Source organism: Fictibacillus aquaticus, from assembly GCF_002245695.1.
GTDB classification, from domain to species: domain Bacteria; phylum Bacillota; class Bacilli; order Bacillales; family Fictibacillaceae; genus Fictibacillus; species Fictibacillus aquaticus.
This window is the reverse complement of sequence record NZ_NOII01000002.1, coordinates 366,949-382,979: the sequence shown is the minus strand read 5'-3', so window position 1 is coordinate 382,979 and position 16,031 is coordinate 366,949. Positions and strand designations below refer to the sequence as shown.

The 16,031-nt window shown below is 44.7% G+C and carries 18 protein-coding genes and 2 other annotated features; of the genes, 16 read left to right on the top strand and 2 right to left on the bottom strand.

Annotated features, from left to right (window positions below; genetic code table 11):
• The first annotated feature begins 50 nt into the window (after nucleotides 1-50).
• The 7 genes from nrdR (at nucleotide 51) to CGZ90_RS09770 (ending at nucleotide 6,599) form a co-directional block, all read left to right on the top strand.
• Nucleotides 51-512, top strand: coding sequence for a transcriptional regulator NrdR (gene nrdR, locus CGZ90_RS09800; protein WP_094252278.1), 462 nt, complete (start codon nucleotides 51-53; stop codon nucleotides 510-512).
• 85 nt (nucleotides 513-597) lie between these two features.
• Entirely contained in the window at nucleotides 598-1,968 is a 1,371-nt protein-coding gene (locus CGZ90_RS09795) for a replication initiation and membrane attachment family protein (RefSeq protein WP_094252277.1), read from the top strand.
• 15 nt (nucleotides 1,969-1,983) lie between these two features.
• Nucleotides 1,984-2,916, top strand: a complete 933-nt coding sequence (dnaI, locus tag CGZ90_RS09790; RefSeq protein ID WP_094252276.1) for a primosomal protein DnaI — start codon at nucleotides 1,984-1,986, stop codon at nucleotides 2,914-2,916.
• A 102-nt stretch (nucleotides 2,917-3,018) separates the two neighbouring features.
• A complete protein-coding gene (mqnC, locus tag CGZ90_RS09785; protein ID WP_094252275.1) occupies nucleotides 3,019-4,125 on the top strand; it encodes a cyclic dehypoxanthinyl futalosine synthase in 1,107 nt (368 codons plus the stop codon).
• Nucleotides 4,126-4,338: 213 nt separating this feature from the next.
• Entirely contained in the window at nucleotides 4,339-4,488 is a 150-nt protein-coding gene (locus CGZ90_RS09780; protein ID WP_094252274.1) for a cytochrome c oxidase subunit 2A, read from the top strand.
• Nucleotides 4,489-4,500: 12 nt separating this feature from the next.
• Nucleotides 4,501-4,971: a cytochrome c oxidase subunit II gene (locus CGZ90_RS09775; protein ID WP_094252272.1), complete on the top strand. Its 471-nt coding sequence runs from the start codon at nucleotides 4,501-4,503 to the stop codon at nucleotides 4,969-4,971.
• Nucleotides 4,968-6,599 (top strand): b(o/a)3-type cytochrome-c oxidase subunit 1, encoded by a 1,632-nt coding sequence (locus CGZ90_RS09770; RefSeq protein ID WP_094252270.1) that lies wholly within the window; start codon nucleotides 4,968-4,970, stop codon nucleotides 6,597-6,599. Before CGZ90_RS09775 ends, CGZ90_RS09770 begins: the two co-directional genes overlap by 4 nt.
• Before the next feature lie 122 nt (nucleotides 6,600-6,721).
• Here CGZ90_RS09770 and CGZ90_RS09765 read toward each other — a convergent pair whose 3' ends face one another.
• Nucleotides 6,722-7,240, bottom strand: coding sequence for a hypothetical protein (locus CGZ90_RS09765; RefSeq protein ID WP_094252268.1), 519 nt, complete (start codon nucleotides 7,238-7,240; stop codon nucleotides 6,722-6,724).
• A 153-nt stretch (nucleotides 7,241-7,393) separates the two neighbouring features.
• Here CGZ90_RS09765 and CGZ90_RS09760 point away from each other — a divergent pair, with 153 nt between their 5' ends.
• From CGZ90_RS09760 to CGZ90_RS09720, 9 genes are all read left to right on the top strand, one after another.
• Complete coding sequence (locus CGZ90_RS09760) at nucleotides 7,394-8,116, top strand: Crp/Fnr family transcriptional regulator (RefSeq protein WP_094252266.1); 723 nt, start codon at nucleotides 7,394-7,396, stop codon at nucleotides 8,114-8,116.
• 138 nt (nucleotides 8,117-8,254) lie between these two features.
• Nucleotides 8,255-9,031 (top strand): basic amino acid ABC transporter substrate-binding protein, encoded by a 777-nt coding sequence (locus CGZ90_RS09755; protein WP_094252264.1) that lies wholly within the window; start codon nucleotides 8,255-8,257, stop codon nucleotides 9,029-9,031.
• An 18-nt stretch (nucleotides 9,032-9,049) separates the two neighbouring features.
• Nucleotides 9,050-9,706 carry an amino acid ABC transporter permease gene (locus tag CGZ90_RS09750; protein ID WP_094252262.1) on the top strand — a complete coding sequence of 219 codons (657 nt, stop codon included), beginning with the start codon at nucleotides 9,050-9,052 and terminating at the stop codon, nucleotides 9,704-9,706.
• Nucleotides 9,707-9,825: 119 nt separating this feature from the next.
• Entirely contained in the window at nucleotides 9,826-10,695 is an 870-nt protein-coding gene (locus tag CGZ90_RS09745) for a putative sporulation protein YtxC (protein WP_094252260.1), read from the top strand.
• Between the two features lie 65 nt (nucleotides 10,696-10,760).
• Nucleotides 10,761-10,986, top strand: a binding site (T-box leader).
• A 48-nt stretch (nucleotides 10,987-11,034) separates the two neighbouring features.
• Nucleotides 11,035-12,942, top strand: coding sequence for a threonine--tRNA ligase (gene thrS / locus CGZ90_RS09740; protein WP_094252259.1), 1,908 nt, complete (start codon nucleotides 11,035-11,037; stop codon nucleotides 12,940-12,942).
• Nucleotides 12,943-13,183: 241 nt separating this feature from the next.
• Nucleotides 13,184-13,317, top strand: a sequence feature (ribosomal protein L20 leader region).
• Between the two features lie 62 nt (nucleotides 13,318-13,379).
• Nucleotides 13,380-13,883: a translation initiation factor IF-3 gene (gene infC / locus CGZ90_RS09735; RefSeq protein ID WP_094252257.1), complete on the top strand. Its 504-nt coding sequence runs from the start codon at nucleotides 13,380-13,382 to the stop codon at nucleotides 13,881-13,883.
• 23 nt (nucleotides 13,884-13,906) lie between these two features.
• Complete coding sequence (gene rpmI, locus CGZ90_RS09730; RefSeq protein WP_094252255.1) at nucleotides 13,907-14,110, top strand: 50S ribosomal protein L35; 204 nt, start codon at nucleotides 13,907-13,909, stop codon at nucleotides 14,108-14,110.
• Between the two features lie 29 nt (nucleotides 14,111-14,139).
• On the top strand, nucleotides 14,140-14,499 hold the full coding sequence (rplT, locus tag CGZ90_RS09725; protein ID WP_094252253.1) for a 50S ribosomal protein L20: 360 nt from the start codon (nucleotides 14,140-14,142) through the stop codon (nucleotides 14,497-14,499).
• A 232-nt stretch (nucleotides 14,500-14,731) separates the two neighbouring features.
• The gene (locus CGZ90_RS09720) at nucleotides 14,732-15,001 is read left to right on the top strand and encodes a DUF1294 domain-containing protein (protein ID WP_094252251.1); all 270 of its coding nucleotides are present in this window, start codon (nucleotides 14,732-14,734) and stop codon (nucleotides 14,999-15,001) included.
• 1 nt (nucleotide 15,002) lies between these two features.
• Here CGZ90_RS09720 and CGZ90_RS09715 read toward each other — a convergent pair whose 3' ends face one another.
• Nucleotides 15,003-16,028 carry a cytochrome d ubiquinol oxidase subunit II gene (locus CGZ90_RS09715; protein WP_094252249.1) on the bottom strand — a complete coding sequence of 342 codons (1,026 nt, stop codon included), beginning with the start codon at nucleotides 16,026-16,028 and terminating at the stop codon, nucleotides 15,003-15,005.
• Nucleotides 16,029-16,031 lie beyond the last annotated feature (3 nt).

Here is a 16,031-nt window from a genome sequence, read left to right as displayed (position 1 = left end):
TTTCTTTAAGATATTATTAGGATTAAAAATAACGTACGGGGTTGATTGATTTGCGCTGTCCTTCTTGCCAGCATAACGGAACAAAAGTGCTCGATTCGCGGCCTGTCCACACAGGACGCTCTATAAGACGAAGACGAGAATGCGAATCATGCAACTACCGTTTTACGACGTTTGAAACGGTTGAGCAGACACCGCTCATTATTGTAAAAAAGGATGGCACGAGAGAAGAGTTCTCGCGTGAGAAAATCCTTCGAGGCTTGATCCGGGCTTGTGAAAAGCGGCCTGTTGCGCTTGAAAAGCTTGAGCACATTGTAGACAGCATCGAAAAAGATCTGCGTAATTCTGGTGTTCCTGAAGTGCCGAGCACTGAAGTCGGAGAAAAAGTGATGGAGTACCTTTCCATGACAGATGAAGTGGCATACGTCCGCTTTGCGTCTGTATATCGCCAGTTTAAAGACATCAATGTGTTTATACAGGAATTGAAAGAGCTAATTAAAAAAGAAGAGCGTTAAGCGGATCGGACACATGCTTAGACGCTCTTTCCTTTTTTGAAGAATATATTTTTTTATAATCAATCTTGGGAATTTGGTGAGTAGCATGAACGGTCATTTTAAAGAAGTGATACCAGTAGATATGTATGCTGTGCAAGTCAACGGGCTCTTGCAGGAACATGATAAGAAAGTGATGACCCTCTTGTATCAGCCGCTTGTCGGTGCATTCGCCTATAGTCTATACATGACCTGGTGGCAAGAAGCGGACGGCTATAAAAGAAGCAGCCATCAGCATCTCATGAACATCACTCAGTTTTCTCTTAAGGACATTTGGCAGGCAAGAAAGAAGCTTGAGGCAATCGGGCTGCTGAAAGTGTTTAAGAAAGAGACAGAGCATGCGAGAGAATTTCTTTATGAATTGCAGCGGCCGCTGAACCCGCATGATTTTTTTACGGACGGCTTTCTTAATATCTATTTGTTTAACCGGCTTGGACATAAAAAGTTTATGGAGATTAAACAGTCTTTCCTCATGAGCAAAGAAGAAACAGAAGGGTTTGAAGAAATAACTGCTTCATTCAGTGATGTGTTTACTTCTCTTCATCCTTCTGAAATGGTGGCGAAAAGCTACTCTGAAATTTCGGAGAGCTCGGCTGACCATCTTCTTGAAGGAAGCCATGAGCATCACGAGCTTAATCTTGGTTCCTTCTCGTTTGATATGGACCTATTGATGGCTGACTTATCTTCCATCATTATGCCGAAAAATGAGATTACCCCTGAACTAAGGGAAGCGATACTTAAAATAGCCTACATCTACAGGATGAACCCGCTTGAAATGAGCGCACAGGTACAGAACGCCTATCACCTTCACGGGAAGCTGACGGCAGAAAATATCCGTAAAGAAGTGCAGAAATGGTACCGTTTTGAGCATCAAGACGGTCTTCCATCACTGGCGATGCGGACACAGCCTTTGCCTCTTAAAGCACTGCATGGGAAAGAGCCGGCGACCGAAGAAGAGAAAACAATTAAATTCTTTGAGGAAGTTTCGCCTTATCAGATGCTCGAACTGTACAGCGGGACGAAGCCGATTGAAGCTGATCTTGGAATTGTTGTGTACTTAATGGTGGATCAGAAACTTCCGTCCGGAGTGGTGAATGTACTGCTAGATTATGTAATGCGAATCAATGATCTGAACCTTGCAAAAGGACTCGTCGAAAAGATCGCGTCACACTGGGCGCGAAAAAAGATCAAGACGGTTCCTGAAGCGATAAGTCTCGCCAAGTCTGAGAAAAAGAAGTACAGTGAATGGCAGGAAAAGAAGACCTCTGCTCCAAGTAAGGGAAGGCGTAGGATGGCTAATGACAGCAAACGGCTGCCCGACTGGCTGAACGATGAGCAAAAAAGCTCAGCCGAAAAAGCAGGACAGCCAGAAGAGCATGAAAATAAAAAATGGCTCAGCGAGCTTTTAAAAGGATTATAGAGAGGAGGATCACCGATGGAATCAATTCAGGATGCGATGAAACAATGGCAGGGCAGCAAAAACTTTCAGGAACAGTTCGACACATTGAAAAACAAGGTGCTAAACGACAAGTATGTGTCAGAGTTCCTTTCTCTTCATCCGGAAGTTACCGAGAACGCAGCCATCAAATCGCTTTCTTCTCTTTATTCATTCTGCAATGAAAGAAAAACGTGTGACGCATGCCCTGGTCTGGAAGCCTGTCCGAATATGATGCAAGGCTACCAGCCGTCATTGAACCTTGTGAGAGGGACGATTGAAGTTACTTACGGAAAATGTCCGCTGAAGCTGAAAGAAGACCGGCAAAAGGCGCTGACCACTCTCATGAAAAGCTATTTTATTCCGCAAGAAATTCTGCAGGCGAGCTTTGAAAGACTTTATACAGTGGACAGCGGACGTAATGAAGCGATCCAGCATGCCGTTGATTTTGTGAAAGCTGTATCGTCAGGACTTCCTGCGAAGGGACTATATTTTCACGGTAAGTTCGGCACCGGAAAAACGTATCTGCTTGGAGCGATCGCGAACTCACTTGCAGAAAAGGGAGTAGAATCTCTGCTCGTGCATACACCAGAATTTTTGCATGAAATGAAAAGCTCACTGAATAATGGAACATTTTCGCAAAAAATGGATATGCTCAAAAAAGTACCGGTGCTTATGCTTGATGATATTGGGGCTGAGCATCTGACACACTGGGTGCGCGACGAGATAATCGGTGTTATACTTCAGCACCGTATGATGGAGAAGCTTCCGACTCTCTACAGTTCAAACTATACGCTGGATCTTCTGGCCGAACATCTTGCTTTTGATCAGAAGGGCGGCATGGAAAAAATGAAGGCGCTGCGCATCATGGAGAGAATCCGGCATTTAAGCATTCCTGTTTTTATGGGCGGCGAGATCAACTATCGTTTATAGGATCTTCTAAATGCGGACAGGCAGTGAGCCTGTCCGTTAATTGTGAATTGTGGTACGATAGATTCATAACCGCAAGAAGTTGGACGACTGGAGGTTTAGGCAATGAGCATTGATTCTATTCTTAAAAAAGCGATTGATGGTGAACGGCTTACGACTGAAGATGCTGTTAAGCTGTATGAAAGCGATGAAGTAGAACGAATGGGAGAAGCTGCTGATATTATCATGAAAAGGTGGCACCCTGATCCGGTTACAACATTTGTTATCGGAAGAAATGTCAATTATACGAACGTGTGTGATACATACTGCCGCTTTTGCGCATTTTACAGAGCGCCAGGCAGTAATGAAGGTTACGTGCTGGATAACGATATTATTTTTCAAAAGATACAGGAAACCATTGATGTCGGCGGCACTGAAATCTTGATGCAAGGCGGAACTAATCCGAATCTTCCATTCTCATACTATACGGATTTGCTGCGAGCCATTAAAGAACGCTTTGACATTACGATGCATTCCTTCTCTCCAGCCGAGATATGGAAGATGGTCGAAGTATCTGGTCTGTCATTGCAGCAAGTTCTGCGTGAGCTGAAAGAAGCTGGACTCGACTCCCTTCCAGGCGGAGGGGCTGAGATTCTAGATGACCGTACAAGAAAGCGCATCAGCCGTCTGAAAGGATCTTGGACTGAATGGATTGAATGCATGAAGGAAGCAAAAAAAGCGGGGCTGCATTCTACGGCGACAATGGTAATCGGCTTTGGAGAGACATTTGAAGAGCGCGCTTTGCACCTTCAGCGAGTCAGGGATGCCCAAGATGAAACAAATTGTTTCCTGGCGTTCATCTCGTGGACGTTCCAGCCTGACAACACGAACATGAAGGCGGAAAAAACAACTCCAAGAGAATATTTGAAGAACGTTGCGATCTCTCGCCTGTTCTTAGATAACATCCCGAACTTCCAATCTTCATGGGTAACGATGGGCCCGGAAGTAGGAAAAAAATCCCTTCATTATGGATGCAATGATTTTGGCAGCACAATGATGGAGGAAAACGTCGTTTCAGCCGCTGGAACGACACATAAAGTCAATACAAACCTTACGCTGCGTCTTATCCGTGAAGCAGGAAAGATTCCTGCACAGCGCAATACGAAATACGAAGTGCTTCGTGTCTTTGACAATGAAGAAACTGCAGAAAAAGATTTTGTCATGCAAAACTAAAAGTAACAGCCGTCTGCACCGGGCAGGCGGCTGTTTTTTATGCGGTCTCTCCTTAAAGGGGTCCGGTACCATTCTCGAACAGTGCTGCTATGGCAGCCGTCATGGAAAATGGTACCGGACCCCAATTTTTTTTCTATATGATTAATGTCACAGCGAAGCGAAGGTACGAGGGCGTATGATTCAGTTGTAGACATTGAAGGAGGGGATCTAAAGATGCCTCAGCTTGAAACAAACAAGCCGAAGAAGCTGAAAAAAGCTGAAAAGGAACAAGATTTAAAAGGGACGCTTCTGTCTGTCATGCTGCTAGGGTTATTTATCATTTTATCTTGGGGTGCTGTTTACGCATTATATTTATCCCGATAAGGAGGATTCACGATGCACATTCACAAATATGAAAAAATTTGGCTATGGTTTGGGGCTGTCTGCCTTGTAGGGTTTCTTTCAATCGTAGGGGTGTCAGCGTACGCCATGGGCAACCAGCCGCCGAGCCATATGGAAACACTGGATCCTAAGACTGCGACTGCCACAGCGCCATTTGATAAGCCTGGTCTTTTCAAAAAAGGCAGCAAAGAATACGAGGCAGTCATGCTGGCACAAGCCTTTACTTTCACACCGCAGAAATTGTCAGTACCGGTTGGGTCGACAGTTACATTTAAAGTGACAAGCACAGATGTGGTGCACGGTTTCCAGATTCCCGCGACAAATGTAAACATGATGATTACGCCAGGCTATGTTAGCACGATCACACAGACCTTCACGAAGCCGGGGAAATATTTAATTCTTTGCAATGAATATTGCGGAACAGGCCACCAGGTCATGGCGGTCACGCTGGAGGTGACAGCATGATTAATGAAAAGGATACACGTTTAAGCAAAGCTTTTATTACAGTAAGTTTTATCGCTTTATTTTTAGGCGCTACCGCGGGATTGCTGCAGACCCTCGTACGAGGAGGAGTTATTGAACTTCCCGCAGGAATCGGATATTATCAGCTGCTGACAGCTCATGGAGTGTTGCTTGCACTTATTTTTACGACTTATTTTATTATGGGCTTCCTGTATGCTGGAATCAGCAAAACGCTCGGAACTTTGTATGAAGTGCCGCTTAAAACCGGCTGGCTCGGCTTCTGGATGATGACGTTCGGCACCGGACTTGCAACAGTGTTTATCCTGCTGAATAAAGCGACCGTCCTTTACACATTTTATGCTCCTCTGCAGGCGTCGCCTTGGTTTTATATCGCTCTCGTACATGTAATTGTTGGCAGCTGGATGTGCGCTTTCTCAATGTGGAGGCAGTATTATATCTGGAAACAGATCACAAAGAAAAAACTATCGCCGCTGTTCAGTTTCATGGCTGTCATGACGATGGCGATGTGGTTCATCGCAACTCTAGGTGTGGCTGCAGCCGTTATCTTTCAATTCATTCCTTGGTCATTCGGGTGGGTCGAGAAGATCGATATCTTGATCAGCCGTACATTGTTTTGGTACTTCGGACATCCGCTCGTGTATTTTTGGCTGCTTCCTGCCTATATGTGCTGGTATGTGGTCATCCCTAAGATTATCGGAGGAAAAATATTCAGCGATGCGCTGGCGAGACTTTCGTTTGTTCTATTCCTTCTTTTTAGTATTCCAGTCGGCTTCCACCATCAGCTGCTTGAGCCGGGTATCTCACACTCTTGGAAGTTCTTTCAGGTAGTGCTCACGTTCATGGTCATCATTCCATCTCTCATGACAGCGTTCTCTATGTTTGCCGTCTTTGAAACGACAGGAAGAAGAAAAGGGGCTAAAGGACTTCTTGGCTGGCTGAAAGTTCTCCCATGGAGTGACGTCCGTTTCTTTGCACCGATGGTAGGGATGCTGATTTTTATTCCTGCAGGAGCAGGCGGGATCATCAACGCAAGTCATCAGCTGAACCAAGTTGTCCATAACACACTGTGGGTGACAGGGCATTTCCATTTAACAGTTGCTTCTTCTGTTACGTTGACATTCTTCGGCATCAGCTACTGGCTGATCCCTTATCTGTCTGGCCGAACACTGACTAAAAAAATGCATAAACTCGGCATCATCCAGACAGTAATGTGGGCAGTCGGCATGTTCCTGATGTCAGGGGCGATGCACCTTGTGGGCTTGTTTGGAGCACCGCGCCGGACAGCATACACGACATACAGCGATCATCCGCAGGCGGCAGAATGGATTCCTTATCAAGCTGTTATGGCTGTAGGAGGCACAATCCTGTTTCTAGCTATCTTGCTCGTACTATATATCGCTTACTATCTAGCGTTCAGGGCACCTAAAGGAGAGACCGAGTTTCCTATAGGAGAAGTGGAGGCTGCGGCTGTACAGACTCCTATAATTCTCGAAAACTGGAAGCTATGGGTCGGCATTAGTGCCATGCTGATCTTGATCGCCTACACATTGCCGTTCTGGCATATGATCGAGCATGCTCCTCCAGGTTCACAAGGCTATAAATTCTGGTAGTTAAGAAATGGGGTACGGTACCTTTTTCGGCTTCCGCTGCTATAGCAGGCAGGAAGGAAAAAGGTACCGTACCCCTTAATAATTATGCTGCCGGCGATCATCGCCGGCAGCATAATTTTTGTCTATTCAACTGCATGAGAGTTTTGGGCTTGCTTTCGGCGGTATGTTGGCTGCGCAAAGCAGGCAACCCGCAGGAGATCATTGATTCGTGAGTTCGTGTAATGAGCCTCTGCAATCATCGGAAGAAGCATTTTATCATATATTCCATAATAAGGAGAGCTGCAGCTTCCAAAAGGCAGGATGAGATTCGGGTTTCGCAATTTCCGTTTTTCATGCTGCAGGTGTTTTAGAAGCCTTAGAGGCGGCAGCTTAATATTTTCGTGAAGAAGCCATATATCTTTTTCTTTGCAGAGTGTAAGTGCAGTGTGCAGCCCAGAGAGCACACTGCCTTCATGCTTGTAATAGCTGAGGATCCGCGCCGATGATTTTACGAAAGGCAAGTAGTCCATCGGCGAGTCGGAAATAATGATGATTTCAGGTGTGATTTTTTTTAATTGCTGAACATAGTTCAGGATGACAGGCTTGTTGTTTTCAAGCGCGACACCCGCGTGACGGTCAGTCAAAATGACAGCAGAAGTCATGAAATTCACCTCCTTGTTTTTATCTTACTGAAGGAGGAAAGAACAGGCTGTATCATTTCTCACACGTTTGACACATTATGTGTGATAAAAATCACACCAAGAATGGGGAACGTGGATTATAATGGAAACATGAAAGCGGGGAGGGAAACTCAAATGGGTGCCTGCAAAGAACAAAATTACTGTGCGTATCAAAACACAGATGTTTTTACAGATGAAACATTTCAGCTGTTGAAAGACATTATGTACAGCCAGAAGATAGAAAAAGACCAATACCTTTTTCTTGATGATGATACAGCCAATAAGCTATATTACGTAAAGCATGGACAGATAAAAATAACAAAAATGAATGAAGAGGGAAAAGAACTTGTCCTGTACATCTTTCAGGATGGAGATCTGATCGGGGAGCTTGCAAACAGCGGAGAGGCTCGATACAGCTTCAGTGCTAAAGCAGCGCGTGATACTGAAGTCGGCGTCATCCAGCAGAAGGACCTTGAAACACTCATATGGCAGCACGGCAATGTAGCAGTGGAGTTCATGCGCTGGATGGGCATCATGCACAAAATTACAAGATCTAAGTTTCGCGACCTTATGCTGTACGGTAAGAACGGAGCACTATGCTCGACGCTTATCAGGCTTTCCAACTCTTACGGCAGGATGACCGCGGACGGCATCGTACTTTCCAATAAATTCACAAATACAGAGCTGGCTGAACTTGTCGGTACTTCAAGAGAGACCGTCAACCGTATGCTGAGCCAGCTCAAAAAAGAGAACGTTATTAAGACGAATAAAGACGGCACTATCGTGATCGCAGATTTAGCGTTTTTGAAGGAAGCTTGCCATTGCGAGGATTGTCCTAAAGAAATTTGCCGGGTTTAATAGAGTGTTAAAGTCCGTTCAAAAACAAGCGCTGAAAAAGTGCTTGTTTTTTTTATCATAAAATATTTTTAGAATTTTCTTATTTTACAGAAAAGTTATGTATAATGTTAATAGATTCTAAAAAAGAGGGGGATACATATGAGAAAAAAGAAAGTATTCACATTAATGACGGTCCTGGCCATGCTCCTTCTGGCAGCATGCTCGGACAGCGGAAGCGGAAAAGTAATTGTTGCAACGGACGCAGCTTACGCCCCGTTTGAGTACTTGAAGGATGGGAAAATGACGGGCTTTGACATCGAACTGCTCGAAGCGGTCATGAAAGAAGCGGGAGTAGAATATGAAGTGAAGAACACAGGCTGGGAACCGCTCTTTACCTCATTGAACAATGAAGAAGTACAAGCTGGTATTTCTGCCATCACTATTAATGACAAACGCAAGAAAACGTATGACTTTTCTGATCCTTATTTTGAATCAGTTAACATGATCATGACAAAAGAAGAATCAAGTGTTGCATCCGCTAAAGATCTTGATGGCAAAAAAGTAGGCGTGCAGACGGGTACGACCGGTCAGGAAGCGCTTGAGAAATTGTTCGGTAAAAACAATGAAAATATCAAGAAGTATGAAAGCAATGTCCTGGCGATCCAGGCGCTTTTGAACGGAGAAGTAGAAGCCGTCGTAGCTGATAATGGGGTGCTTCAGGAATACGTGAAGAACAATCCTGATAAGAAGGTCAAGGCTATCGAGGATAAAGAAAACTTTGAAAGCGAGTATTACGGCATCATTTTCCCGAAAAAGTCAGAGCATGTTAAAGACATAAACAAAGGCTTGAAAAAGGTAATCGACAGCGGAAAATACGCAGAAATCTACAAAAAATGGTTCGGTGAAGAGCCGAATGTTGACGTACTGAAGCAATAAGGCGATAGGGGGAACAACATGGAAGAGTCATTTAAGCTGATCGCCAATTATTTGCCGTTCTTTTTAAAAGGGGCAGGCTATACAATCATCATTTCGCTGTTAAGCATCATTTTCGGAACAATTCTCGGCCTCTTTATCGGTCTGGGTAAAATGTCTCCGAAATGGCACATAAGGACTCCGTTCAACTGGTATGTTACGTTTTTCAGAGGGACGCCGCTGCTTGTGCAGATCCTGCTGATTCATGCGGCTGTAATGCCGATATTCATCAGCCCGCCGAATGTTTTCCTTTCTGTTGTTGTTGCATTGTCACTCAATGCAGGAGCTTATATTGCAGAAATTTTCCGTGCGGGTATCCAATCGATTGATAAAGGACAGATGGAAGCAGCGAGAACTCTTGGGATGACACACCGCCAGGCGATGAGGCATATCATCCTCCCGCAGGCGTCAAAGAGGATGATCCCTCCGCTTGGAAATGAATTTATTGTGTTAATAAAAGAGTCTTCTCTTGCATCTGTGCTTGCTCTTCCTGAACTTATGTACTGGGGAAGAGCCATGATGGCAGAATACTATAAGCCTTGGGAGCCTTATTTAACTGTTGCGTTCATCTATTTGCTCCTTACGCTTGGACTTGCCTTTATATTGGGCAAAGTGGAAAGAAAATTTGTGGCTGAATAAGCAGCTTCACCCAGGACTTTTAACAGTCCTGGGTGTTTTTTTATGGCTCGGACAAGAATCATTCATGTTTCAGGACCAGGTCCCATATATTGTAGCAGAAGCGGTTGGGAGGGACTTGAGTGACGATTACGATTTATTTCCATCAATACGAAGAAGCAGAATCTGCTATCTATACAATCAATGGCAATATGAGAAGGCTTTCGATAAAGCCGGCTGCAGTCATAAAGCAAGGTTATCCTCCTTGGAGCATTTCAATTCCCATGACAATGAAAACGGAAATAGAGAGTCTGGCTCAAAAAATGGCTGCGGCAACACGTGATATCGTGGAAAAAAAGAAACTGATGCATATTATTAAGCATCACTTTTTGTACGATGAGGAAGAGTCACAGCTGATCGCAGCGGTTGCAGCAAGCCTGATTTCTGGGGAAATTGCCGGAGTACCTGAAGTTCAGCAGCTGCCTTGTCTTGATGAGCATGTGCTTCACGCCTGGCGCAGCTTTTTCAGACAGCCCCCGGAGGAGTTCAGCTTTGAATCCTTTGTGACGTTCCGGCTGAAGCACTATGAACATATTTTAAAAAATTATGTTGAATGCGCCATCGATGAGTATAAAATGGAGTTGGAGTATCAGATGTTTATCGATCATATCCGGCGCTGTGTGGACAGACAGCCGCCTGCAGCGGATCATGTGACGGTGGTTTATAATGGAGAGTTCATATTATTTGACAGCATGATGCAGCCTTTTACGAAGGAACAGATCGGCGGGCTTTACGAAAAATCGCTCCTGATTACTAAAGAAATTGATCTTGATGAGCGGGTACTTGGGCCGCTTGTAGCGTTATCGCCGGAAAAAATCTCCGTTTATACAGAAACGTTCGATCATGCCTTGCTTCACACCATCCAGAATATCTTTGAAGAAAAGATATCACTCAACCACCTTTCTAGCCTTCCAAAAAAGAAAAAGCGTATAAACATCAGAAAAAAGTCATAAACTGTCATCCATACACTTGATTTTCTTACTTTTCGTGCATATAATGTTTGTATCAATCTAATCTTTTATCAGTTTAGATAAGGACATGAAGCATTTTTACGGTTCATAGAGAGGGAAGCCTTGGCTGAAAGCTTCCTAACACGAAAAATGACTTTACCCCCTTTGAACTTCAGCGGTGAACGTATGATTAGTAATCGCTGACGGATGCAGGCCGTTATCCTGTCCGAGTGCCGCACAGTATTATACTTGCGGAACAAGGGTGGAACCGCGAGATTTACACTCGTCCCTTCTTTTGGGACGGGTGTTTTTTATTTTTAGGAGAAAAAGGAGAGAGCAAAGATGTCAATTCAATTGACTTTCCCGGACAACTCAGTCCGTGAATTCCCTGCAGGCGTAACGCCTGAACAAGTGGCTGAAAGCATCAGCCCGAGCTTAAAAAAGAAAGCTGTAGCCGGCAAGATTGATGGTGAACTGTATGATTTCGCCCGTCCGATTGAGCGTGATGCAGCTATTGAGATCGTGATGCACGATTCTAAAGAAGGACTTGAGATGACACGCCATACGAACGCACACGTGCTGGCGCAGGCATTAAAACGCCTGTATCCTGATGTGAAGCTCGGCATCGGCCCAGTCATCGAAAACGGCTTCTATTATGATGTAGATATGGAGCACACATTAACACCTGAGGATCTGCCGTTAATTGAAAAAGAGATGAAGAAAATCGTAAACGAGAACCTTCCACTGCAGCGTAAGGAAGTGAGCCGTGATGAAGCGATTGCCATATTCGAAGGAATCAATGACCACTTAAAGCTTGAACTGATCCGCGATCTTCCTGAAGATGCAGTGATCACGATTTATGAGCAAGGAGAATTCTTTGACCTTTGCCGCGGACCGCACGTTCCGTCAACAGGAAAAGTAAAAGCGTTCAAGCTGATGAGCACTTCTGGTGCATATTGGAGAGGCAGCAGCGACAACCAGATGCTGCAGCGCATTTATGGCATCTCATTCTTGAACCAGAAAGAACTGGATGAGCATCTTCATTTTATTGAAGAAGCGCAAAAACGCGACCATCGCAAACTCGGAAAAGAACTTGAACTTTTCATGTTCTCTGAGGAAGCGCCTGGAATGCCTTTCTACCTTCCTAACGGTCAGATCATCCGTACAGAACTTGAAAGCTTCTCCCGCAAGCTGCAAATGAAAGCAGACTATGACGAGGTTCGTACACCGTTCATGATGAACCAGCGTTTGTGGGAGCAGTCGGGACACTGGGATCACTACCATGAAAACATGTACTTCTCAGAAGTTGACGATACTAAATTCGCGATGAAGCCGATGAACTGCCCAGGCCACATGCTAATCTTCAAGAACAAGCTTCATTCATACCGTGATCTGCCTGTAAGGATGGCTGAGTTCGGGCAGGTGCACCGCCACGAGTATTCTGGCGCACTGAACGGTATGATCCGTGTACGTACATTCTGTCAGGATGACGCGCACATTTTCGTGACACCGTCTCAGATCGAAAGCGAGATCAAGAGCGTGTTCAGGCTTATCGATAAAATCTACAGCACGTTCGGCTTCGAGTATTCTGTTGAACTTTCAACTCGCCCAGAAGATTCTATGGGAGACGACAGGCTATGGGATCAGGCAGAGGGAGCTCTCAAGAACGTACTTGAAGACCTTGGCATGAACTATCACCTGAACGAAGGCGATGGCGCGTTCTACGGGCCAAAGATCGACTTCCACATCAAGGATGCGCTTAAGCGCAGCCACCAGTGTGCGACAATCCAGCTTGATTTCCAGATGCCTGAGAAGTTTGACCTTACGTATGTGGATGAAAACAACCAAAAAGTCCGTCCGGTCGTTATCCACCGTGCGATCTACGGTTCGATCGACCGTTTCCTTGGCATTCTTGTTGAGCACTTTGCTGGAGCATTCCCAGCATGGCTTGCACCAGTTCAAGTGAAGCTGATCCCTGTATCAGACGTGCACAATGAATATGCTGAGAAGCTTCAAGCTGAACTCAAGGAAGCTGGCATCCGTGTGGACATTGATCAACGCAACGAGAAAATGGGGTACAAGATCCGTGAAGCACAGATGAAAAAAATACCTTATATGCTCGTCCTTGGCGACCAGGAAATCGCTGATAACGCTGTAAACGTAAGAAAATACGGCGAGCAGAAATCCGAAACAATGTCTTTCGATCAGTTCAAGAACATGGTAATGGAAGTTATTGCACAGAAAAAATAAATAATTATGGGACCGCCATTCATTGAATGGCGGTTTTTTTTTTGGTTGGTTTGGTTCTTGGGCTTAGTTTTGGCTAACATCTTCTTTGAAGCATACGAGTGCTGAGCGGCAAAAAAAAAGTATTGCATTATCGAAAGAAGTTTCGTACAATTAATCTCGTTGTGAAAGTAATGTATTGTTCCATTGACAGGTTGCCATTCCAAATGGTATAGTATGTTTTGTTATAAATAAAATAAGCAACTGTTTCAAGCAGAAGCACCCGCTTCTCACCTGATTGGCGCCATTTATGGCAGCTGCCGGGTAAGATAACGTTAAAAGGCTATTGAGGCCGATTATTCGTGTGGGTGGATTATGCGCCGACGCTTTTTTTATTTGCATACATTGGATGCTTACGTATCCAGGAAATAATTTGGAGGTGACTTACTATTAGTAAGGACATGTCTGTCAATGATGGAATTCGTGCACGCGAAGTCAGACTAATTGGTGCGGATGGAAGCCAGCTTGGCATCAAATCCCGCCAGGAAGCTCTTGAGATAGCGGCAAACGCAAATCTTGACCTTGTACTTGTGGCAGCTGCCGCAAAGCCGCCTGTATGCCGTATCATGGACTATGGAAAGTTCAAGTACGAGCAGCAGCGTAAAGATCGTGAAGCGCGTAAAAATCAGAAAATCATTACGACAAAAGAAATTCGTCTAAGCCCGACAATCGAAGATAACGATTTTAATACGAAGCTTAGAAACGCCCGCAAGTTCCTTGAAAAAGGGGACAAAGTGAAGGCGAGCATCCGTTTCCGCGGACGTGCGATCACGCACTCGCAGATCGGGAAAACGGTTTTGGAAAAATTAGCGAAGGAATGCGGAGATATTTCGACGGTGGAACAGCACCCGAAAATGGAAGGCCGCAGCATGTTCCTAATACTAGCACCTAAAGCCGAAAAATAATTTTACCAGGGAGGAATCCAATCATGCCTAAAATGAAAACTCATAAAGGTGCTGCTAAGCGCTTTAAAAAGACAGGATCAGGTAAATTGAAGCGTGCGCGTGCGTACACTTCCCACTTGTTTGCGAACAAGTCTACAAAAGCAAAGCGTAAGCTTCGTAAAGCGAAACTTGTGCACAGCGGTGACTACAAGCGCATCCGCACATTGCTTACTTACAAGAAAAGATAATCGTACTTAAATAATAGGAGGTTTTCACTATGCCAAGAGTAAAAGGTGGCTACGTAACACGCCGTCGTCGTAAAAAAGTATTGAAATTAGCTAAAGGTTATTTCGGTTCCAAGCATAAATTATTTAAAGTTGCTCAACAGCAAGTTTTCAAATCATTAATGTATGCTTACCGTGACCGCCGCCAGAAGAAGCGCGACTTCCGCAAGCTTTGGATCACGCGTATCAACGCTGCTGCACGCACAAACGGTCTTTCTTACAGCCGTCTAATGCACGGTCTTAAGGTTGCTGGGATCGACATCAACCGTAAGATGCTTTCTGAAATCGCTATTTCTGACAGCAAAGCTTTCGCTGAACTTGCTTCTAAAGCAAAAGAAAGCCTAAAAGCTTAAGTATTATTAAAAAAGAGATCATTCATAAGAATGGTCTCTTTTTTTCCACTAAAATGTATCCGATAAAAGATGGAGTGATACGATGCGGCCGCCTGACACGGTGGATCCTCACTTTACACTCTAATCAGCTTTATCAAGGATATATTTTAAGCAACAGAGAATGCAATCCGGAAAACTCGGTTCAAGTGCTGTCAATCCGGCACGTAAGTAGCCGTTGCCGGAGCTTTTAACGATGAAGGGAAATGAAATTGTGCTGTACCTTTACTTGATTATCATTAACACTCTATCTTACCGGATTATGAAAAAAGATAAAGAAGCCGCCCAGAACGGTGAATGGAGAACCCCTGAAGCGGCTTTGTGGATGTTTGCTTTGATTGGCGGTGCACCTGGGATGTGGCTTTGCATGAAAAAGCGGCGCCACAAGACAAAACACGCTTCTTTCAAGACGGGGATCCCGCTGCTTAGTTTTATTACTGCATTCGTGGCTGGCTTATTTTTATAAATTATTCCTGCTGCAAATAACGCTTGTCCTTAAGGAACAGGCGCCAGAAGATATAAAAGCCTGGTGTGAGAATCGCTAAGCCCACTCCATACATAATCATCAATGAATAAAACGTTTCTTTTGCGGTGAAAGCTTCATAAATGGTCAAATCGGGATACACGATATATGGCAGGTGAGCCATTCCGTATCCATAGCTCGCAAGACCATACTGAAGAACAACACCGAGAAGCGCGAATCGAGGCCGGCCTATGCCCGGCCTTTTTCCTTTTGGCCACCATAAGGAGCCGTAGGATATGAGAAAAACAATAAAAGATAAAATAAACCATATTTTCTGCTTGTACAGGTTATCCACGAGCCATTTTGCTTCCGGACTCATGAATAAAAGGGTGATGACTGCGGCGATAAGGGTGAGGGGTCCGAGAAGGATTGCGTTTTCCCGGTAAAGACGGTAAGCTTTTTCGTTGTTGGAAACACGTGAATAGTCAGCAAGAAACAGTGATGATAAAAAAAGCTCAGAAGCAAGGCCGAACAGAACGTACATGTACAGGGAGGGGCTGGAGAATAGTTCAGCCAGCATTAAAGATTCCTTGCCTCCGGATCGTTCGATGAAACCACCCTGGCTGATCGGCAGCACAGCGATCAGCAGGGAGGGGATTAGAAGGCCCGATATTCCTGAAATGATAAACATCGCCCTTCTGTAGCCTTGAACGGAATAAGAGAACACCATAAACGCACTGCGTATGGCAAGAAAAAACAAAATCAAGCTGACCGGCACAAGCATAACTGTTCCAAGCGTGTAGGCACCTTTAGGGAAAAAACCGACAAACGCCACGACAAGCAGGACGAGAAAAACATTCGTTACCTCCCATGTTGGAGATAAAAACCGGTTGGCGATTTTTCCGGCCATGCTCGAATGCCTGTTATAAACCATCGCCCAAAATCCTGAGCCAAAGTCAATAGATCCGAAGATGCTGTAAACAAAAATAAAGGTCCACATGATCAGGATGGCTAAAACTTGTTCACTCATAGA